Raw genomic sequence first — 19,664 nt, 5'->3', positions numbered from 1 at the left:
CTTGGACTTACATTTGACCTGGAATATTGTTACTTGCGATTTTCTCGGTTTGTGCCGCGCGGAAATCTGCGACATTTTTTGCGATCTCTGGGCGGGTTAAACCTAAAATCTGTGCTGCCATAATGGCTGCATTGGTTGCACCGGCAGGACCAATGGCCAATGTTCCTACGGCGATACCCGCTGGCATTTGCACGATAGAAAGCAATGAATCGACACCATTTAAAATCGATGATTTGACAGGTACGCCCAGTACTGGCAGATCAGTTTTGGCTGCACACATACCTGGTAAATGCGCTGCACCACCTGCACCGGCAATAATCACCTGAATACCACGATCACGCGCTTGTTCAGCATATTCAAACAGACGGTCCGGGGTACGGTGTGCGGAAACGACTTCGGCTTCAAATGGGACACCAAGCTGCTTGAGCATATTGGCAGTGTGTTCGAGAGTTGCCCAATCTGATTGAGAACCCATGATAATACCTACGAGAGGAGTATCTTGTGCAGCAGCCGCATTCATTGCAAATTTTCCAGAGATTAAAGTAAGAAAGATAAATCTCGACGAGAGAGCCAAGCTTGAATAGGAATGCATATTATAGACTGATTTTTCAGCTTCATAAAATTTAACGGTCAAAGCAAGGCTCGATTTTTCTTATTTTTTTAGCAGATTCTTAAAAACTGGAATAAAAATAGGGAAGTAGTGGCTAGTAGATGATTTCAAGAACTGCGGAATACAAAATAGACACAACCACAGAGACATAGCGCCGCCCATAAATAATCCAGTTTAAACGGCTGTTTGAACAGGAAGATCATAAAGGGAACAAAGACCAGTAGAGTGACGACTTCCTGAGTAATCTTCATTTGACCCACCGCCAGTCCCTGTTGGGCTAATAATTTGGTCGCTGGAATCATCAGGCTATATTCAAACAAGGCAATGGCCCAGCTAAATAAAATCGCCTGCCACAGCGGTGCATCATGCGGCAGGAATTTGAGATGTCCGTACCAGGCCAAGGTCATAAAACAGTTGGCAATCACCAGAAGAAATAGAGCCGGTAGCATCTGCATGCACTCTGCAAAAAGTTCGGGCTTATTTTACGATTTATTTTGCCAAAAGATATTCTGGAAGCTTGAAAATTTCCCTGAATTTGTCTGTGAAACAGGATTTAAAAAATCCCGCAGGAATGCTTGAACTTTGACTATCTTTTCGGTCAAAGCCTTGCTATCGTTGCTTGCAAATCGAATAAATCATGGCAACAGCACCAGTACAAAGTGATGTGTCAGGCAAAATGGAGTGAAGTAGATGCATCTGCATATTTTGGGTATTTGTGGCACCTTTATGGGTTCACTGGCATTACTGGCACGTGATCTAGGCCATAAGGTGACAGGATCGGATCAAAACGTTTATCCACCGATGTCGACCCAGCTGGAAAATGCAGGCATTACTTTAATGCAGGGCTACGACCGCAGCCATTTACAGCCGCATCCGGATCTGATCATTGTCGGCAATGCCATGAAACGTGGTATTGATGCTGTAGAATATATGCTGAATGAAGGCCTGCCTTATATTTCAGGTCCACAGTTTCTGGCAGATCATGTCCTGCAAGGTAAACACGTTTTAGGTGTAGCTGGTACGCATGGTAAAACCACAACTACCACCATGCTGGCATGGGTACTGGATCAGGCCGGTTTAGAACCTGGCTTCCTGATTGGCGGTGTACCGCTTGGCTTTTCTGAAAGTGCGCGTTTAGGTGGCGGGAAATACTTCTGTGTCGAAGCCGATGAATATGATTCTGCCTTTTTCGACAAGCGTTCCAAGTTCGTGCATTACCATCCTAAAACTGCGATTCTGAATAATCTGGAATTTGATCACGCCGATATCTTTGATGATCTGGCAGCGATTCAGAAACAATTCCATCATTTAGTCCGCACTATTCCAAGCGAAGGCCGGATTATCGCGCCGATTACTGAAAGCAATATTGATAAAGTGCTGGAGCAGGGCTGCTGGACGCCTGTAGTGCGCACCAGTCTAGATGCCAACGAGAAATCTGAACTTTATGCAGAACAATTGTCAGCAGATGGTTCACATTTCAAAGTCCTGCAACAGGGCGTAGTCAAAGGCGAAGTACAGTGGAATATGACGGGTCAGCATAGTGTAGCCAATGCACTGGCAACGATTGCTGCTGCTGAACATGTCGGTGTCTCTATTGAAACGGCTTGTGAAGCACTTTCAAACTTTGGCGGTGTTAAGCGCCGTATGGAACTGCTGGACACTGTACGCGGCATTGAAGTCTATGATGACTTTGCCCATCACCCAACCGCGATTGATACCACCCTTGATGGCGCACGCAAGCGTCTCGGTGAACGTAAGCTGTGGGCAATTATTGAACCACGTTCCAATACTATGCGTATGGGCAGTCATAAAGATGGTTTGGCACATTCCGCGCGTCTGGCGGATGAAGTGATCTGGTATCAACCTGAAGGTCTGGACTGGGATCTGCAACCGGTAATTGACGCTGCACTGAATAAAGCTGTAGTCGCACGTACTCTAGATGAGATTATCCAGACCGTAGTGGCTGAAGCAGGTGAGGGCGATGCCGTGGTGATCATGTCCAATGGCGGTTTTGGCGGGCTACATCAGAAACTGATTAGCGCTTTAAAAGCTTAAAAATTTATATGAAAAAGCCCGTAATTGCGGGCTTTTTTATTTTAAAAATTAAATTCGCTTTCTATCTTTTCTTAAGAAAATTGAACCTCATTCAAGTTCAAATCAACTTTCTTATTTTACTATTAAAACAGCTAAAATTTATCTTTTTTCTTTTCATTATCTTTTGTTGCAATCTGGACATAAGACTCATTGCAGTCTTTGAGTGCCCTAGGCACAATCAATAAGAACAACAGTATTTCGATCCTCTTTTATCCTTCACCCTCCTGATGATTTTCCAGGCTGTAAAGGCAGCAAAAAAATAGCTTTATCTCTCTTGTTCAGACCCTCATTTCCTTAGGAGATCTGTCATGACAACAATGAAAGCCATGGTTTATTACGGCGCCAATGATATCCGCTTTGAAGAACGTCCTATTCCCCAAATTCTGCAACCTACTGATGCCATTATCAAACTTAGCAAAGTCACCATTTGTGGTACTGACCTCGGGATCTGGAAAGGTAAAAATCCCGAAATTGAGGAGGTCGCAAAAGAAAAAACCGGCAGTTTTAATGGCCGGATTCTCGGTCATGAAGGTATTGGTATTGTGGAAGAAGTCGGCTCCGCAGTTCAAAACTTTAAAAAGGGCGATCGGGTGATTATTTCCTGTGTCAGCCGCTGCGGCACCTGTGAAAACTGTCAGAAACAGCTGTATGCCCATTGTAGAAACGAGGGTGGCTGGATCATGGGTTATATGATTGACGGTACACATGCCGAATATGTCCGAACCCCATTTGCCGATACTTCTCTCTATCATTTACCGGAAGGTCTGAATGAAGATGTTGCGGTCTTTCTTTCAGATATTTTGCCGACCTCACATGAAATTGGCGTGCAATATGGTCAGGTCAAACCAGGAGACAATGTAGCGATTGTCGGTGCCGGCCCGATCGGCATGAGTACCTTGCTCACCGCGCAGTTTTATTCTCCAGCCAATATCATCATGGTCGATGTCGATGACAACCGGCTAGAATTTGCCAAGACTGTTGGTGCCACCCATACCGTGAATTCAGCCAATGAAGATGCCATTCAACGTGTACTGGACCTCACTGATGGAAGAGGAGTGGACTGTGCCATTGAAGCGGTGGGCCTGGAAGCCACCTGGAATATTTGCCAGCATATTGTGAAAGAAGGCGGTCATCTGGCCAATGTCGGTGTACATGGCAAATCCGTCAATTTTGAACTGAATAAACTCTGGATCAAAAACCTGACCATTACCACAGGCCTGGTCAATACCAATACCACCGGGATGCTGCTCAAAACCTGCTGCTCCGGCAAACTGCCACTGGAAAAACTGGCCACCCATCACTTCAAGTTTGCTGAATTTGAAAAGGCTTATGAGGTGTTTAAACATGCCTCTGACGAAAAGGCGTTAAAGGTCATGATTGAAATGACTTAAATCATCATTGGCAACAAAAAAAAGTCCGCTATGCGGACTTTTTTATTTTTTAGCATCAATTAAAAATAGGGAATATAACCACGCTGTTTATAACCTTGAGGAGAAGCAAGATTGGCCTGATTTTCATCCAGACGATAGAGCAGTTCCAGGAATCCGCCCAGCTGTTCCTGTTGCAGTGCATGAGGTTCAAACTGGCCTAAACCGAAACGTGAAAATAAAGAAGAAATCTCACTATGTTTATGCACATATTTCATCGACCATTCCGAGAAATGTGGACGTTCTACCGTTGCATCCTGAAAGCGAAGCACCTGATGATGGCGTGGATCACGGCGAATGCTCTGAAACAGATTTTCTACCACCTCTGCTTCACCTTCCAGACATTGAAAAAACTTGCCATGGGAATAATATAAAACCCCGTTAATCTGATGATCTTTATTAAATTTTCTCGCTACAGATAATATATCGCTAAGATCCTGTAATAACTCTTGTTCAGATTCTATACGTTCACTGGCGTAGCAAAGCTGTAGCATAAGGTCATCTCACTGAAGAAAGAATTAAAAGCATAATTTAATCAATTATTTTAATTTAAGTCGATCATTTTTTAAGCAAATATCCGTTTTTGCTTACATTATTTTAGGTTTGCTTTTCCAAAGAAAACTTCTAACAATTACCTCCTGAGAGGAAATCAATGATTTCAGATGTATAGCGATAATGATGAAGGAGTGAAACCTGATGTTAAAAGATCTGATTTTCACTGTAGCGTTGTTGTGTATATGTTTTATGCTTTTGATTATGCTGAATGAGATGGCCTTGACGACAGAGACCAACATTCTGCTCAGTTCAGTTTTTGTAGGCTGGACGCTTTTACAGTTTGTTCGCCGTCGTATGTTTTTTTATATCAGTGTAAGCCTGATGATAGGAATACTTACGCTGTTAGGCAAATATGAAGAAGTGTTATGGAACAGCATAGGCCTGATGGCAGGTTATGGCGTATATAACCTGCTACAGCGTATTTCTGTACCTGCGCTTAAGGGCAAATTACAACATATCTCTATCTTGGATAAGTTTAATTCAATTGCTAAATAGCAGCTGCCACATCCTGTAGGCTGCGATCACGTTTAAACATGACATCTACATAGGAACACTGGGGAATAATTTTTAAGCTATTCTTGCGGGCAAAGTCGACCAGCACATCCAGCATTTTGCGTGCTACGCCTTGACCGCGTAAGGAATTATCTACCCAGGTATGATCAGCCACGATGGTCGATGCTTCTTGCCACTGATATGTAATTTCAGCAAGATGTCGACCATCTTCCTCCATAAAAAATACACCGCCGCGTTTTGAATCTTGATGTTGAATGTCCATACTGAAGGCTGATCCCTTGATAAGATTATTGGTTTATTTAATTTAAAACATCTTCCTGAAGAAATGATATGAATTATTGTTAAGTTTTTAATATTGGATGAAATTGTTTTATTTTCTTTCATCATTTCCTGTGAATTTTTTCAAATATTGATAACTTTTTATTTCTCTATTTTGCCTGATTAAGGGTGATGCAGTTTGAGTCATCACATATCACCCCCAAAAATTTAATTTTACCTACTCCCTAATTGAGAAAGACAGGATTAGAATGCAGCATCTTTTTGCATGCAACTTCGTATGTCTGACTCATCTTCCGCTTCTTCCGTCACCAAGCAATGGATTGGTGTCATCGCTTTAGCCTGTGCGGCTTTTATTTTTAACACTACCGAATTTATTCCTGTGGCATTACTGAGTGGAATCGGGCAAAGCTTTGCCATGTCCGCCACTCAGGCCGGCATCATGCTGACCATTTATGCCTGGATCGTGGCCCTACTATCTCTTCCGATCATGCTGCTCACTAAAGCCATAGAACGGCGTTTTCTGCTGATGCTGGTCTTTGCGGTCTTTATTTTAAGTCATGTGCTGTCCTATTTTGCCTGGAGTTTTAGCACGCTGGTGATCAGCCGGATAGGGATTGCCATTGCGCATGCCTTGTTCTGGTCGATTACCGCATCACTTGCGGTTCGGGTCGCACCGAAAGGTAAAGAGTTTCAGGCACTCGGTTTATTGGCCACAGGAACAGCGATGGCGATGGTGCTCGGTATTCCATTTGGCCGGATGATTGGTGAGGCATATGGCTGGCGTAACAGTTTTGCCTTGATTGCATGTCTTGCATTGATCATTTGCCTGATTCTGGCCAAAACCTTGCCCTTACTTCCAAGTGTCAATTCAGGCTCCCTCAGTAGCTTAAAAAGCCTGATCAAACGTCCCAGCCTGATGCTGGTCTTTGCCCTCACTATTCTGGTGATTACGGCGCAATTTACTGCTTATAGTTATATTGAACCGTTTTCCCTGAATATCGCCCACTTTGATTCAGCCCAGACCACAACTTTACTCTTGGTCTATGGCGGGGCAGGATTCCTAGGCTCCTATCTGTTTGGCCGTTTTGCTGCGCAGTTCCCAAAAATGACTATTCCTGCTTTTACTTTTGGACTGGTTATTTCCATGCTGCTGTTATTACCACTGTCGAGCACAGTCACAGGCCTCTCTGGCTTGTCTCTGCTGTGGGGTTTGAGCATCATTGGTTTTAGCCTGGCCCTACAATCCAAAACCCTGAACCTGGCTGCAGATGCCACAGATGTTGCCATGGCCATTTATTCAGGCCTGTATAACGTCGGTATTGGTGGAGGAGCTTTGCTTGGCAGCATAGTCACGCTTCAGATTGGACTATCGAGCATTGGCTGGGTAGGCGCAGGGCTGGCGATTTTTGGATTTCTGCTTAGTCTCTATTTGGTTCAGCGCCTAGATTTTTTGCCAAAAGCTGCTGATTAAACGCTGCTTTTTGTAAAATAATTTGTGATTATGCACAAAATCTGTCATGCTCATCTGATATTGAGCAATTGCTCAAACAGAATTGAGTTTGAACAAGGGGAGTAGCCTCCTCCAAACGTTTAAGAATGAAATTTCAGTTTTTGAACGTGTCAGAATATCGTCATTACACTTTGCAAAAAGTCGGTATCTGAGCATCTTTAGGTCACACTTGATATAAAAAAGTGAAACACTAAGATGTAGGCAAGACCTTGATCATGTTGTTATAGATGTTTTTCATCTGGCAGCTGGTCAAGGTTTTTTTATGGCCAGTCGTCCGATGTGGAGAATTCACATGGAAACAATTGGTACGCTCTGGCTGTATCTTGTCTTTTTCGCAATTGTCGCCGTCATGCTGGTGATCGATTTTGTCGGCTTTAAACATCAGCATGGTCAGGAAGTAAAAGTCCGTACCGCTGCCTACTGGAGTATCGCCTGGGTCAGTGTCGCGACTTTATTTGGTGGTGGATTATGGCTGTATCTGGAGCAGACTGCAGGTGCGGCAATTGCCAATACCAAGGTCATGGAATACTTTGCCGGTTATCTGCTGGAAAAATCCTTGGCAATTGATAATGTCTTTGTCTGGCTGATGATCTTTGCCGCCTTTGCCATTCCACCAGCGCTACAACGTAAATTGCTGTTATATGGTGTACTGGGTGCAATTGTGCTCAGAACAATCTTTATTTTTATTGGTGCCTGGTTTGTACAGGAATTCTCCTGGATTCTGTATCTCTTCGGTGCGTTCCTGGTGTATACCGGCTTCAAATTCCTGCGTGGTCAGCATGAAGAAGACAGCAATATTGAAGATATGGCCATTCTGAAATGGCTACGTAAACATATGCGTATCACCCCGCAACTTCAGGGCGATAAATTCTTTGTCCGTCAAAATGGTTTGCTTTGGGCAACGCCGTTATTCTTAGTGCTGATTCTGGTCGAAGCCTCTGATGTGATTTTTGCGGTAGACTCTATCCCGGCTATTTTTGCTGTCACCACCGACCCCTTCATTGTGCTTACTGCGAACCTGATGGCAATTTTAGGCCTGCGTGCAATGTTCTTCCTGCTCTCAGGTGCAGCCTCAAAAATGCATTATCTGCCTTATGGCCTAGGTTTGATTCTGGTCTTTATCGGCTTTAAGATGCTGATGCTGGATGTATTCCATATGCCGATCTGGATTTCACTGAGCTTTATTGTGATTGTCTTGACGGTGACTGCGATTTTGTCGATTCGTCATAGCAAGAAACATAACGAAACTACGCTGTAAAGCTAATCATAAAAAAAAGCCTGCTGATGCAGGCTTTTTTATTTGTCTATAAGCTCAGCTGCATACGCACGCTCTGTTGAAATTATTCGTGATTGTCTGATCTCATAAAAAATACGCATGGTTAAATATGAATGTTCATATAAACATGCTAATTTTTTCAGCTACAATCAATCGAAAAAATCAAAAAGCGCAGGTTTTAAATGTCTTCTATCATTGCAACGACGGCAATACGCGGTCGCTTCCTGGATATCAAGAATACGGTTGCCCAAGCGCGTGAAATTCACGACCAAGTGCGATATGTAGAAGATGGCTTGCTCATCAGCCAGAATGGTGAGATTCAATGGTTTGGCAGCTGGGAAGAGGAGCAGCAGCATCTGCCTGAAGGAGTGCAGGTATCTCATTATCCTGAGCAGCTGATCGTGCCAGGTTTTATTGATACCCATATCCATTTCCCGCAAACCGAAATGGTCGGTGCCTATGGTGAACAGCTACTGGAATGGTTAAATACTTATACCTTCCCGACTGAGATCCAGTTTCAGGATCCAGCTTATAGCCAGAAAATTGCACAGTTCTTTATTCAGGAACTGCTGAAGAATGGTACAACCACAGCTTTGGTGTTCTGTACCGTTCATCCGGCTTCGGTAGAAGCACTGTTCGAAGCGGCTACAGCACAGAATATGCGACTGATTGCCGGTAAAGTGCTGATGGACCGCCATGCACCTGAAGCCCTAACCGATACCGCAGAATCTGCCTATAGCGATTCTAAAGCCCTGATTGAGAAATGGCATGGTAAGGGACGTAATCTTTATGCGATTACGCCCCGTTTTGCTCCAACCTCAACCCCTGAACAGCTAGAAAAAGCAGGTCAGTTAAAAGCTGAATATCCAGATGTCTATGTCCATACTCATCTCAGTGAAAATAAAAACGAGATTGCCTGGGTAAAAGAACTCTTTCCGGAACGTGAAGGCTATCTGGATGTCTATCATCATTATGGGCTGACCGGTGCTAAATCCGTATTTGCCCATTGTGTGCATCTGGAGGAAGGGGAGTGGGATTGCATGCATCAAACCGACTCTGCGATTGCCTTCTGCCCAACCTCAAACCTGTTCCTGGGTAGTGGTTTGTTTCCGCTAAAGAAAGCCTGGGATAAAGGCGTAAAAGTCGGCTTGGGTACCGATATCGGGGCAGGAACCTCCTTTAATCAGCTCCAAACCTTAAATGAGGCTTATAAAGTGCAACAGCTGCAAGGAGAAAAACTTTCGGCTTTTGAGTCGCTATATCATGCGACCTTGGGTGGTGCGAAAGCCTTAAGTCTGGATGACCGCTTGGGGAATTTCAATGTGGGCAAAGAAGCAGACTTTGTGGTGCTGGATCTTAATGCCACAACCTTACAACAACTGCGGCAGAGCAGAGCCAAAAATATTGAAGATACTTTTTTTGCACTGACCATGCTGGGAGATGACCGTAATATTGCAGCAACTTATGTCTATGGACAGGCTGTCTATGTCAAAGCCCAATAAATCGCGTCAGCGTAGGATCATTTTGGCTGCAATCGTCGCCGTCTGTGCCTTTGCGCTAAAGAGAGATTCACAGCAGCCCAAAAATTGATTACATTTACAGCAAGTAAAACAGGTGCATCTCAAGCAAGGATGTATTAAAATTGCTGCAATTCAGGTGTTGCAGGTCAACACCTTTTTTATTTTGCTATTTTTATTTTTTAGGTATCTACCCATGACCGTTCAAATGAGCGTAATGATTTCCGCTGAAGAAATTCAAGCTAAAGTCAAAGAGCTTGGTGCTAAAATCGATGCACACTATGCCAATAGTGACAAAGAGCTTGTACTTATCGGTTTGTTACGCGGTTCAGTGATTTTCATGGCAGACTTGTGTCGTGCCATTACCAAGCCACATGAACTCGACTTCATGACTGTATCCAGCTACGGCGGCGGTACGATTTCGAGCCGTGATGTCAAAATCCTGAAAGATCTGGACGGTGAAATCCGTGGTAAAGATGTGCTGGTGGTTGAGGACATTATCGACTCAGGTAATACCTTAAGCAAAGTCCTGGAAATCCTGCAAACCCGTCAGCCAAACTCAATTGAACTGTGCACTTTGGTGAGTAAACCTTCACGTCGTGAAATCGAGCTAGAAGTAAAATTCCTGGGCTTTGAAGTCGAAGACAAGTTCATTGTTGGTTACGGTTTGGACTATGATCAAAAATACCGTCATATTCCATTTATTGGTGAAATCGGCATTTAAGAACCGGTTTAAAAGAAGTGGCTTCGTGCCACTTTTTTTATTTCTTGAATCATTTCAGTAACACAGCAAACAAAAACGCAACAGCCCGTTGCAGGACATGACTTTTTTCAGAGCTTTTCTTGTCGCAAGATAAACCTGATGTAAAAACAAAGACATGATAACAAGGAGTATGCTGATGTGGTCAATTATCGTTGCGATTGTGGTGGGTTTTATTGCGGGTCTGGTTGCACGCGCGATTCATCCTGGTGATGACAAAGCTGGATTCATTGTTACGACCCTGCTGGGGATTGCCGGTTCACTGGTTGCGACCTTTGCCGGACGTATGCTGGGCTTGTACTCCCAAGATTCTGCCGCAGGCTTTATTGCCTCAGTGATCGGTGCCGTAGTCATCCTGTTTATCTACAATATGGTGACCAAACGTAAACGGATCTAAGCCCTGCTTGGAATAAGTTTCTTTCATAAAAAAGAGCGCCTAGATAGGTGCTCTTTTTTTATTGATCATAGTAAGAATTTTACAGGCCGAATTCTTTGAAGCCTTGTTCAATCTGTTCTGCCGGCTGAGCGCCCATGACCTTAAAACCATTCGAGAAAATAATCGCTGGAGTGCCATTTACACCGAGTGATTGTGCCAGCTGTTTATTACGTTCAATTGGATTGCTACAGCTCTTTCTCGATTTAGGCTGTATACCTTGACCAATCAGGTCTTCCCAAGCCTGGGCCGGATTTTTTTCACAATAAACCTGTTTAGATGGCGCAATTGACTGCTGTTTTAAAGGCAGGATGAAGGTATAAATAGTGACATCTTTGAGTTTTTTCAGCTCTACTTCAAGTTGTTTACAATACGGGCAATTTGGGTCAGAAAAGATGGCAAGCTGACGTTTTCCTGTCCCTCTGACTGATTTAATCGCATCCTGAAGCGGTAACTTTTTCCAGTCGACACTGTTTTGTTTGAGTAATAAATCCTGAGTCAGATTATGCTGGTCCTGGATACGAAACATTGAACCGGCTAGGAGATGCTGGGCATCTTCATTCAGATAGACAATCTGCCCCTGCATGGAACCGCTATAGATTCCTTTCATTTCGGTAGGCTGAATATTTTCAATTTTCAGGTTGGGACTGTTTTTTGCCAGATTGGCTTTAACTGTATCCACATTGGCAAAGCTAAGGCCAGGGAAGAGGGTCAAAGCCAGCAGCATATTTCTTATTTGCATGAATGTCCTGCTCAGGTCCAAGTTAAATGTGTTTTGATTCTAGTCTTTTTAAAAAGAAAATTCTGACTATTTTATGTAGCCTGATGTTCAAATCGAACTGATCAATCAGTTATGTTTCACGTGGAACATTGACCCCTTAATGCTGATTGACTTCTATCGAGATATGCACGATTTCTTCATGAATAGAGATCGCCTCACGGATTTGATCGGCACTAATGGGGATTCCCGTTTGAACGGCAACAAAACAGGAAAATTTACCTTTACCGACTCTCGATACATGCAGGTCAGTTAAATGCAGATCATTCCCATATTCAGCAATGACTTCACGTATTTCTTCGACCACTGGGGCATCCATATCGGCATCCAGTAAAGTCTTGGCACTTTGCTTTAGCAGGCCAATCGCCCAGCGTGCAATCAGGATTGAGCCGACCAGTCCCAGTACTGCATCGAGAAAATCCCAGCCCATATATTTTCCAGCAATCAAAGCAATAATCGCCAGAACAGAAGTTACAGCATCAGCAACCACATGCAGAAAGGCCGCTTTATGGTTCAAGTCATGATGACCATGATTATTATCATGCTCGTGATGGGAATGCCGATGATGATGATCATGGTGATGGTGATGGTGCCCATCATCATGCAGCAACCAGGCACAGGCCAGATTAATCAATAGTCCTAAAATCGCGATTGGAATGGCTTCGTTATAATGAATCTGAACTGGCGAAAATAGACGTTCTACTGAATGAATCGCCATAAAACCGGCTACCACAAGCAATAAAATTGCACTGCTATAACTGGCCAGAATTTCAATCCGCCAGGTGCCCATATTAAAGCGGGGATCATTCGTATAATGGCGGGCAGCTTTATAGGCAAAGTAAGCCAGCCCCAAGGCCAATACATGCGAGCCCATATGCCAGCCATCGGCAAGCAAAGCCATTGACTGGAAGATCCATCCTCCTAATACTTCCAGCACCATCATGACGGCGGTCAGAATCGTGGCAAACAGAATCTTTTTCTGTGCGAGTGGATTACCTTTATCAAATTGATGGCTGTGCGAATTGGCGGTATGTTTTTGCATAAAAGGGAACTGTTATTAATACTCCCCCCTAGTATATTTATTTTTGGAGATTTGTGGTGAGTCATGTACATGATGATAAAAAAATATTAAACCGGATACGGCGCTTGCAAGGCCAGATGAACGCCGTAGAGCAGTCTCTCCAGAATCCTGAGACAGGCTGTATTCAGGTCCTGCAGCAGGTTGCAGCCGTTAAAGGTGCTATAAACGGTTTGATGAATGAGTTGATCGAGACCCATTTAAGAGAGCATGTCATTGGAGAAGCTGCGGTTAATGAAGAAGAATTGGCTGAGTTTTTAAAATTATTAAAACGTTATGGCTGATTGTTTAGTTCAACATTTTTGTTTTCTTTACAGCAAGATAATTGACCGCTTTTTCATCTAACCGATACACTGCCACCCATTCTCTTCTTTCTTCCACATCATTCTTTTTAAAATGTGGTGAAACTTTTACGGAGCTACATGACAGAAAATATCTCATGGCGACCTTTCGCCATGGTCAGTCTTGCATTGATTATGGGTACCATCGGCACAGCACTGGCAAGTCCGCTTTACCCCATTTATCAACAGATTTGGCATTTATCCCCAAGCCAGATTACCTATATTTTTGTCGCCTATATGTTTGGCTGTCTGGGTACCTTGTTATTCCTGGGACGTACCAGCAACACGATTGGTTTCTTAAGAACGCTACAAATTGGCCTGGTATTTATTAGCATCGGCTTGGTCATTTCAGTCTTTGCCGAGAATGCGCTGATTTTGTCGGTGGGTCGTTTTATTATTGGTATTGCTTCAGGCCTGATGACCACTTCAGCAATGCTGGGCATGATGCAAACCATTCCAGAGACTCATAAGCAGCTTGCACCACAATTATAGCTAAATACTAAATAAATCATTACAGTAATCTTTAAACAATTTATCAATATCTTTAACTCTAAATTTATTGCGAATCATTTTTACTCGTGACCACATTTTTTCTATAGGATTTAAGTCCGGGCTATATTTAGGAAGCCACACAATGTAATGGCCTGCACAACGTATCAACTCCTGAAGCCTTGTTCCTTTGTGAAAGGTGGCATTATCCATAATCAATACACTGGTTTTTTTCAGCTTTGGCAATAAATCCTGTTCAATCCAGCATTCAAATACCTCGGTATTCACTGAACAATCAAATACTCCAACTGTAAGCAATCTATTTTCGATTAATGCGCCAATCGCATTGCTACAATTTTTTAACTGCCAGTTAAATTCAGCTTCAGCTCGCGCTCCTTTATAGCTATAACTATGCGATCTCGTACTTTCGCTTTGAAAACCACTTTCATCGATATAAACCAGTGGTAATTGTTGTTCTAAACATTCAATCAAGTTCTGAAATTGCCGACGTTGATTTTGATCTGCTTTAGGGTGCTTTAACGTCTTTTTTTACGCGATATTCCTGCAGCATGTAGCGCATTAAATACTGCATGTGTACTGACACCAAAACGTTCTGCCCGTTCACTGATGTAATCATCGGGATATTGTTCAACATCATTCAATATTTGCTCTTTGCTAATTTTAGCTGGGCGACCAGGAATAGGTTTAGTTACAGTGGACTTTTTCCAATTCTGAATCGTCTGTATACAGACGTTAAAATGCTGTGCTGCTTTTCGCACAGACATTTTATCTCTAGTCATAATTTCTATGACTTTGTCTTTAAAATCTTTTGAATATCCCATGTTTCTATTGTTCTATATTTTTAAGTATTTGGCTATAGTATCAATTTTGACGGCCATAGGCTTTGGTTTGGGACCGTTTGTGGGTGGGGTAATTGCGCAGTTTTCTCAAGCTCCATTAATTACCCCATACCTCCCAATTATTCTTGGGGCAGTGCTGTGTTTTGTCGGATTATTCTGGTTAAAAACCCCTGCTTTTGAACGCCAGCCTTTTAGTATTGCACCGAAATTACTGCGTCCTGAACCTCAGTATCATGCTGTGTTCATGATTGTGGGATTAACTGCATTTAATGCCTTTGCTGCTTTCAGTTTATTTGCTTCACTGTCACCGTCTTTTGTGCAGGACATCTTGCCCTGGCATGGTCCTTTGGTCAGCGGTACTGCCATTACCTGCATTTTGCTGATTTCTGCTGTGGTGCAGTTCTTTGCTAAAGCTGTTCCTGCAAAAAAATGTCTGAATATTGGCCTGATGATTATGCTGGTGAGCTTGGTTAGTCTTGCTCTCTGCATGATCCTTAAAGCAAGTATCTTGTTCTTTGCCAGTGATATTCTATTCGGGATTGGACATGGTTTTGCCCTGATGGGCGCATTCGGTGTAATTCATGCGATTACAACCTTGCAAAACCGTGCAGCCGTGATGTCGACTTACCTGTTTATTGGCTATTTGGGCACGATTGTGCCGATTATCGCGGTGGGATATCTGGCTGATCACTTCGGCTTAGGATTTGCCGTGATCAGTTTCTGTGTGGCGATCAGTGCACTCTGTCTAATCCTTTGGTTATGGCATCAAAAACTGCAGGTAAAAGCCTAATAAAAAAGCCCACATTTGAGGGCTTTTATTAAACTATCTTCTAAAACAACTCTAGTTGATAAAAGTTTTCTATTTCTCGCATTTGCTTTCTAAGCAATGGTTTAAGTTGTTGCCCATAAAGTTTCAAATGCCGCCCTGACATACTGGCAATTTCACTCGCATAGGCATAATCCCTACATAACTGCTCATACATCAACTTCAAAGATTTTGAATCAAACATTGGGTTTTGAATCACATGCATTTGCATAAATTTTTCCTAAAATTTACTTTCAACAAAAGCAACGCGAATGAAGTATTCCAAAATTCAAGACAAAACTCCTCTAAAGCTCAATAAGGATACAAGTAGAAAATTGTATTTACTGACGTTATAGAAAAGTCTATATTGATTTCTTAATAAAAAGCTTTGGTTTTCATTCTAGTCGCTCTAGTTGTTTTCCATTGTTTAGGGATGTTTGCAGACATCCCACCTTAAAATGCCCAGCCCCACGCTGGGCATTTTATTTTTTAAAATAAAAGAGTTTATGTTTCAGGGTCTCGATCTAAAGTACCAAAAAGATTGACCTTATTAACACCATGCATCAGACGTACACTTCCTATTTATTTCTATGAATTACTTTAAAAGAGTTATACACAAAGGGCTACCTGTTTACTGAACAAGTGCATTAATTGTTGTCGCGAAATATCATCAAAAGTTCATAAAAATATTTTATCAGCCAGTTACTTATAAATCTTCAAATGATAATCTAAGGCTAAAATATAAATCCACAAGATATAAAAAAAGCATCCGAAGATGCTTTTTAAATACGTTTAGTCTTATTTACCAATACAGAATGATCCAAAGATCTTACCCAGCAAATCATCCGCACTAAAGTCACCCGTAATCTCACCCAGTGCATTCTGTGCCAAACGTAAAGACTCTGCGACCAGTTCACCTGCATTATAAACAACAAGTTGCTCACGAGCTTCAGCCAAATACATTTGAGTGCGCTTCATTGCGTCTAAATGACGGGTACGGGCAATAAAGGTATCTTCTTCTGGCTGGAAGCCTGCATGCGCTGTAATCGCATCTATGAGCGATTGAACGCCAGTTTCCTGCTTGGCTGAGACAGTAATATGACGGAAGCCGTTAAAATCTCCCATGACAGCATCGGCACCGGTCAAATCCGCTTTGTTCCCGATCAGGACCAGACGTTTCGGCTCGAGATGCTCGGCAAAATATTCTTGAGCGAGTTGTAATGGATCATCACCTTGGCTCAGGTCATAAACCAGCAACAGCAGATCGGCCTGTTCAATTTCTTTAATTGCGCGGCGAATACCTTCTTTTTCCACGATATCGCCGGTTTCCCGCAGACCAGCAGTATCGGTCAGGGTAATCGGCAGGCCATTCAATGTGATCTTTTCATGCAATACATCACGGGTGGTTCCGGCAATATCGGTCACAATCGCACGTTCATTACCTGCTAGGGCATTAAGCAGGGAAGATTTGCCTGCATTGGGTTTACCGGCAATCACCACTTGCAGACCTTCACGCAGTAACTGTCCCTGACGTGCAGATTGCTGAACCTGAGTGACGGCATTTGCCACGCCATCCAGCAGATTTAAAATCTTGCCATCCGCCAGGAAGTCAATTTCCTCTTCCGGGAAATCGATCGCCGCTTCGACATGCAAACGCAAATGAATCAGCTGTTCCAATACCGTATTGACCTTGGTCGAGAAAGCCCCTTGTAGCGAACGCACGGCAGACCGTGCCGCCGCTTGGGAGGTCGCATCGATCAGATCGGCAATCGCTTCTGCCTGTACCAGATCCAGCTTGCCATTTTCAAAGGCACGCATCGAGAATTCACCGGCTTTGGCTGCAGTGGCACCCAGTTCCAGCAAACGGCCCAACAGGGCATTCTGGATCACTGGACCACCATGGCCTTGCAGTTCGACCACATCTTCACCAGTAAAGGAATTCGGATTCGGGAAGCAGATCACCAGACCTTCGTCCATCACTTCGCCGGCTGCATCATAGAACTGGCGAAACCCAGCAAAACGGGCTTTGGGCAAATCTTTTTGGCTCAAAGCCTGGGCAATTTCATAAGACTTGGGACCCGACAGGCGAATGACACCTACACCGCCACGTCCTGGGGGAGTTGCAATCGCAGCAATCGTAGTTCGGTCGAGCATAACATTCACCTAGAAAAAACTTAAAAATACAGCAAAAAAAATCCGCTCAAGATTACCATCTTAAGCGGATTTATTCAGCCCATCAGTACAACTTAGTTGACTGGTGTTGCCTCATCGCGTTTAGCACGGTCTTTAGCAACCGACTTGTTGATCAGTGTTTGCTGCAAGATCGTGATCAAGTTGTTCACAATCCAGTACAACACCAGACCTGCCGGGAAGAACAGCAAGAATATTGTAAAGATCACTGGCATAATCTTGAACACTTTCGCCTGCATTGGATCAGTTGGTTGCGGATTCAGCATCTGCTGAATATACATGGTCGCACCCATGATCAATGGCAGGATGAACCAAGGATCCATTGAAGATAAATCCTGGATCCAGAACATCCATGGTGCATGGCGCAGTTCTACAGATTCCATCAGTACCCAGTACAGTGCCAGGAAGATTGGCATTTGCAGTAGCAGTGGTAAACAACCAGCAAGTGGATTCACCTGCTCACGTTTGTACAGTGCCATCATTTCCTGAGAGAAGCGCATACGGTCTTCACCGAACTCTTCTTTCATGCGTTGCATTTCAGGTGCAATCACACGCATTTTCGCCATAGAGCGGTAGCTCTTCGACGACAATGGCCACAGAATCAGTTTAACCAGTACAGTTAACAGAATGATCGCCCAGCCCCAGTTACCCACTAGACCGTGGAAGAACTCAAGACCAACAAACAGCAGTTTGGCAATTGGCCATAACCAGCCATAGTCCACCGTCTGGTTCAGACCAGTCGCCAGATCTTTCAGCTCTGATTGAACTTTTGGACCAGAGTAGAAGGTCGCATCGATTTCAGCTACGGTACCTGCAGGCACATTGAAAGTTGGAGAAGTAAAACCAATGATATTCATGTTATCAGTTGATTTACGTGATTCCAGCTTTGCGCTGTAAGCTTCACCATTGGCTTGAGTCAGCTTCAGGTTACCTGGCACCCAGGCACTCACAAAGTAGTGCTGAACCATCGCAACCCAGCCACCTTTAGCTTCGGTATTCAGTTTTTCTTCAACAAAGTTGTCAAATTTTAACTTGTTGTAGTTTTCATCCGGTGTACCCCAAGCGCCGCCCAGGAACGTTCCCAATGTGAAGATACCCTGATCAGATTTACCTGGATCTTCAGAGTTGTCACGTTTGATCTGACCGAACATCTGACCTTGCCAGGTCTGGCCGCTGCGGTTGACCACTTTGTGATTCACAACTACCGGATATTCACCTTCAGTAAAGTTGAAGGTTTTAATAACTTCTACACCATCAGCCGTTTTAAAGACCATAGGTACAGAAAGTACTTTGACAGTTTCACCATCTTTATTTTTAGCAGCTTTGGCATCTGCCATTGTATAAGCCGTTTTTTCCAGCTCATAAGTTGGACGGCCATTACGGCTGCTGTCCGGTCCATTCAGACCGATCAGACCCGACTGAGCGACATACGTCCGTTTCGCATCGCTTTCCAGCATGACGAACGGTTCATCGCTGTCTTTATTCTTGTCATGATTGAGTAATTCAACACGAACAATATCACCACCTTTAGGATTGATCCAAAGATGATAAAGGTCAGTTTGTACTGAAATAAGCTGCTGACTTACAGGTGCGGTGGCATCCGTTGCTTGCTGCGCTGGCATATTTGCTTGTGGCAGATCAGAGGCGGTCGTCGCCGTCTGAGCATTTGGCAAATCTGCAGATACTTCATGTGAAACAACCGCAGCTTCTTGCTGTGGTTTGGTTTCAGCATTGCCATAATCTTTTTGCCACGCCAAAATGAGCAAATATGCGACAACAAACATGGCTCCGAGAATTGCAATCCTGGCCCATTGTTGCATATGTATTACCCCAAGTGGTTAGAGTGATTTTGGTTCAATAAACGATCACGAAAGGGTACAGCAACGTGAAGCGTTTGAGAATCTATTTGCTGAAATGAAATAAAACGAATCGCTTTCGGGGGAACCGGATCATATCCAGAGCCACCCCACGGATGACAACGGCAAATACGCTGAGTAGCCAGCCACACACCACGTACAGCTCCATGTGTATGGACTGCTTCCAAGGAATATTGAGAACATGTTGGAATATAACGACAGCGTGGTCCCAATAAAGGACTAATCGCAATCTGATAGAAACGTATTAACCAATGCAGTAAACGTACCATTGG

21 protein-coding genes and 2 pseudogenes are annotated in these 19,664 nt (G+C 43.6%); 11 read left to right on the top strand and 12 right to left on the bottom strand.

Features of this window, described 5'->3' with window-relative positions; all coding sequences use genetic code 11:
* Positions 1-7: 7 nt before the first annotated feature.
* Positions 8-520: a 5-(carboxyamino)imidazole ribonucleotide mutase gene (gene purE, locus C3F22_RS14530; RefSeq protein WP_104426809.1), complete on the bottom strand. Its 513-nt coding sequence runs from the start codon at positions 518-520 to the stop codon at positions 8-10.
* Between the two features lie 197 nt (positions 521-717).
* Positions 718-1,059, bottom strand: coding sequence for a DMT family protein (locus tag C3F22_RS14525; protein ID WP_004780323.1), 342 nt, complete (start codon positions 1,057-1,059; stop codon positions 718-720).
* Between the two features lie 241 nt (positions 1,060-1,300).
* On the opposite strand from C3F22_RS14525, the gene mpl reads away from it, so the two are divergent.
* Entirely contained in the window at positions 1,301-2,665 is a 1,365-nt protein-coding gene (mpl, locus tag C3F22_RS14520; protein WP_104426808.1) for a UDP-N-acetylmuramate:L-alanyl-gamma-D-glutamyl-meso-diaminopimelate ligase, read from the top strand.
* Positions 2,666-3,012: 347 nt separating this feature from the next.
* Positions 3,013-4,095 carry a zinc-dependent alcohol dehydrogenase family protein gene (locus C3F22_RS14510; protein ID WP_104426806.1) on the top strand — a complete coding sequence of 361 codons (1,083 nt, stop codon included), beginning with the start codon at positions 3,013-3,015 and terminating at the stop codon, positions 4,093-4,095.
* Positions 4,096-4,154: 59 nt separating this feature from the next.
* Here C3F22_RS14510 and C3F22_RS14505 read toward each other — a convergent pair whose 3' ends face one another.
* Complete coding sequence (locus C3F22_RS14505) at positions 4,155-4,625, bottom strand: BLUF domain-containing protein (RefSeq protein ID WP_104426805.1); 471 nt, start codon at positions 4,623-4,625, stop codon at positions 4,155-4,157.
* Positions 4,626-4,827: 202 nt separating this feature from the next.
* Between C3F22_RS14505 and C3F22_RS14500 the strand changes: the two genes are divergently transcribed.
* A complete protein-coding gene (locus C3F22_RS14500; RefSeq protein ID WP_104426804.1) occupies positions 4,828-5,181 on the top strand; it encodes a hypothetical protein in 354 nt (117 codons plus the stop codon).
* On the opposite strand, the gene C3F22_RS14495 is transcribed toward C3F22_RS14500, so the two are convergent.
* Positions 5,174-5,461, bottom strand: a complete 288-nt coding sequence (locus C3F22_RS14495) for a GNAT family N-acetyltransferase (RefSeq protein ID WP_104426803.1) — start codon at positions 5,459-5,461, stop codon at positions 5,174-5,176. The genes C3F22_RS14500 and C3F22_RS14495 overlap by 8 nt on opposite strands.
* Before the next feature lie 294 nt (positions 5,462-5,755).
* On the opposite strand from C3F22_RS14495, the gene C3F22_RS14490 reads away from it, so the two are divergent.
* The 5 genes from C3F22_RS14490 to C3F22_RS14470 all read left to right on the top strand — a co-directional run bounded on the left by C3F22_RS14490 (position 5,756) and on the right by C3F22_RS14470 (position 10,938).
* Positions 5,756-6,949, top strand: a complete 1,194-nt coding sequence (locus C3F22_RS14490) for a sugar transporter (protein ID WP_171284732.1) — start codon at positions 5,756-5,758, stop codon at positions 6,947-6,949.
* A gap of 331 nt (positions 6,950-7,280) precedes the next feature.
* Positions 7,281-8,246 (top strand): TerC family protein, encoded by a 966-nt coding sequence (locus tag C3F22_RS14485; protein WP_004780335.1) that lies wholly within the window; start codon positions 7,281-7,283, stop codon positions 8,244-8,246.
* Between the two features lie 200 nt (positions 8,247-8,446).
* A complete protein-coding gene (gene guaD, locus C3F22_RS14480; protein ID WP_104426801.1) occupies positions 8,447-9,766 on the top strand; it encodes a guanine deaminase in 1,320 nt (439 codons plus the stop codon).
* Positions 9,767-9,977: 211 nt separating this feature from the next.
* Entirely contained in the window at positions 9,978-10,505 is a 528-nt protein-coding gene (gene hpt, locus C3F22_RS14475; RefSeq protein WP_104426800.1) for a hypoxanthine phosphoribosyltransferase, read from the top strand.
* 175 nt (positions 10,506-10,680) lie between these two features.
* Positions 10,681-10,938: a GlsB/YeaQ/YmgE family stress response membrane protein gene (locus C3F22_RS14470; RefSeq protein WP_034171345.1), complete on the top strand. Its 258-nt coding sequence runs from the start codon at positions 10,681-10,683 to the stop codon at positions 10,936-10,938.
* Between the two features lie 79 nt (positions 10,939-11,017).
* Here the strand turns inward: C3F22_RS14470 and C3F22_RS14465 are convergent, their stop codons facing one another.
* Together C3F22_RS14465 and dmeF are read right to left on the bottom strand one after the other, a co-directional pair.
* Positions 11,018-11,716: a DsbC family protein gene (locus C3F22_RS14465; protein WP_104426799.1), complete on the bottom strand. Its 699-nt coding sequence runs from the start codon at positions 11,714-11,716 to the stop codon at positions 11,018-11,020.
* A 136-nt stretch (positions 11,717-11,852) separates the two neighbouring features.
* Positions 11,853-12,794, bottom strand: coding sequence for a CDF family Co(II)/Ni(II) efflux transporter DmeF (dmeF, locus tag C3F22_RS14460; RefSeq protein ID WP_104426798.1), 942 nt, complete (start codon positions 12,792-12,794; stop codon positions 11,853-11,855).
* A 56-nt stretch (positions 12,795-12,850) separates the two neighbouring features.
* Here dmeF and C3F22_RS14455 point away from each other — a divergent pair, with 56 nt between their 5' ends.
* A complete protein-coding gene (locus tag C3F22_RS14455) occupies positions 12,851-13,114 on the top strand; it encodes a metal/formaldehyde-sensitive transcriptional repressor (protein WP_104426797.1) in 264 nt (87 codons plus the stop codon).
* Positions 13,115-13,285: 171 nt separating this feature from the next.
* Positions 13,286-13,660, top strand: a pseudogene (locus C3F22_RS14450) (MFS transporter); the annotation flags it as partial.
* A 3-nt stretch (positions 13,661-13,663) separates the two neighbouring features.
* Here the strand turns inward: C3F22_RS14450 and C3F22_RS14445 are convergent.
* Positions 13,664-14,152 carry a transposase gene (locus tag C3F22_RS14445; RefSeq protein ID WP_158651686.1) on the bottom strand — a complete coding sequence of 163 codons (489 nt, stop codon included), beginning with the start codon at positions 14,150-14,152 and terminating at the stop codon, positions 13,664-13,666.
* A 44-nt stretch (positions 14,153-14,196) separates the two neighbouring features.
* On the bottom strand, positions 14,197-14,445 hold the full coding sequence (locus C3F22_RS14440; RefSeq protein WP_248115011.1) for a transposase: 249 nt from the start codon (positions 14,443-14,445) through the stop codon (positions 14,197-14,199).
* 91 nt (positions 14,446-14,536) lie between these two features.
* Between C3F22_RS14440 and C3F22_RS14435 the strand changes: the two are divergent.
* Positions 14,537-15,310, top strand: a pseudogene (locus C3F22_RS14435) (MFS transporter); the annotation flags it as partial.
* Positions 15,311-15,350: 40 nt separating this feature from the next.
* Here C3F22_RS14435 and C3F22_RS14430 read toward each other — a convergent pair.
* The 4 genes from C3F22_RS14430 to yidD form a co-directional block, all read right to left on the bottom strand.
* The gene (locus C3F22_RS14430; RefSeq protein ID WP_104426796.1) at positions 15,351-15,557 is read right to left on the bottom strand and encodes a hypothetical protein; all 207 of its coding nucleotides are present in this window, start codon (positions 15,555-15,557) and stop codon (positions 15,351-15,353) included.
* Positions 15,558-16,123: 566 nt separating this feature from the next.
* Positions 16,124-17,479, bottom strand: coding sequence for a tRNA uridine-5-carboxymethylaminomethyl(34) synthesis GTPase MnmE (mnmE, locus tag C3F22_RS14425; protein WP_104426795.1), 1,356 nt, complete (start codon positions 17,477-17,479; stop codon positions 16,124-16,126).
* A 92-nt stretch (positions 17,480-17,571) separates the two neighbouring features.
* The gene (yidC, locus tag C3F22_RS14420; protein ID WP_104426794.1) at positions 17,572-19,335 is read right to left on the bottom strand and encodes a membrane protein insertase YidC; all 1,764 of its coding nucleotides are present in this window, start codon (positions 19,333-19,335) and stop codon (positions 17,572-17,574) included.
* A gap of 5 nt (positions 19,336-19,340) precedes the next feature.
* A complete protein-coding gene (gene yidD / locus C3F22_RS14415; RefSeq protein WP_004780345.1) occupies positions 19,341-19,661 on the bottom strand; it encodes a membrane protein insertion efficiency factor YidD in 321 nt (106 codons plus the stop codon).
* Positions 19,662-19,664: the final 3 nt, after the last annotated feature.

The sequence above is a fragment of the Acinetobacter sp. ACNIH1 genome, assembly GCF_002934695.1.
Taxonomy (GTDB): Bacteria; Pseudomonadota; Gammaproteobacteria; order Pseudomonadales; family Moraxellaceae; genus Acinetobacter; species Acinetobacter variabilis.
This window is presented reverse-complemented; position numbering and strand designations above follow the sequence as displayed.

Coding starts and splice junctions, on each gene's coding strand:
- C3F22_RS14510 (WP_104426806.1), top strand. CDS start 3,013: ATGACAACAATGAAAGCCATGGTTTATTACGGCGCCAATGATATCCGC.
- C3F22_RS14440 (WP_248115011.1), bottom strand. CDS start 14,445: ATGTCTGTGCGAAAAGCAGCACAGCATTTTAACGTCTGTATACAGACG.
- mpl (WP_104426808.1), top strand. CDS start 1,301: ATGCATCTGCATATTTTGGGTATTTGTGGCACCTTTATGGGTTCACTG.
- C3F22_RS14490 (WP_171284732.1), top strand. CDS start 5,756: ATGTCTGACTCATCTTCCGCTTCTTCCGTCACCAAGCAATGGATTGGT.
- guaD (WP_104426801.1), top strand. CDS start 8,447: ATGTCTTCTATCATTGCAACGACGGCAATACGCGGTCGCTTCCTGGAT.
- yidD (WP_004780345.1), bottom strand. CDS start 19,661: ATGGTACGTTTACTGCATTGGTTAATACGTTTCTATCAGATTGCGATT.
- C3F22_RS14465 (WP_104426799.1), bottom strand. CDS start 11,716: ATGCAAATAAGAAATATGCTGCTGGCTTTGACCCTCTTCCCTGGCCTT.
- C3F22_RS14495 (WP_104426803.1), bottom strand. CDS start 5,461: ATGGACATTCAACATCAAGATTCAAAACGCGGCGGTGTATTTTTTATG.
- yidC (WP_104426794.1), bottom strand. CDS start 19,335: ATGCAACAATGGGCCAGGATTGCAATTCTCGGAGCCATGTTTGTTGTC.
- C3F22_RS14505 (WP_104426805.1), bottom strand. CDS start 4,625: ATGCTACAGCTTTGCTACGCCAGTGAACGTATAGAATCTGAACAAGAG.
- C3F22_RS14500 (WP_104426804.1), top strand. CDS start 4,828: ATGTTAAAAGATCTGATTTTCACTGTAGCGTTGTTGTGTATATGTTTT.
- hpt (WP_104426800.1), top strand. CDS start 9,978: ATGACCGTTCAAATGAGCGTAATGATTTCCGCTGAAGAAATTCAAGCT.
- C3F22_RS14430 (WP_104426796.1), bottom strand. CDS start 15,557: ATGCAAATGCATGTGATTCAAAACCCAATGTTTGATTCAAAATCTTTG.
- C3F22_RS14525 (WP_004780323.1), bottom strand. CDS start 1,059: ATGCTACCGGCTCTATTTCTTCTGGTGATTGCCAACTGTTTTATGACC.
- dmeF (WP_104426798.1), bottom strand. CDS start 12,794: ATGCAAAAACATACCGCCAATTCGCACAGCCATCAATTTGATAAAGGT.
- C3F22_RS14470 (WP_034171345.1), top strand. CDS start 10,681: ATGTGGTCAATTATCGTTGCGATTGTGGTGGGTTTTATTGCGGGTCTG.
- C3F22_RS14485 (WP_004780335.1), top strand. CDS start 7,281: ATGGAAACAATTGGTACGCTCTGGCTGTATCTTGTCTTTTTCGCAATT.
- purE (WP_104426809.1), bottom strand. CDS start 520: ATGAATGCGGCTGCTGCACAAGATACTCCTCTCGTAGGTATTATCATG.
- mnmE (WP_104426795.1), bottom strand. CDS start 17,479: ATGCTCGACCGAACTACGATTGCTGCGATTGCAACTCCCCCAGGACGT.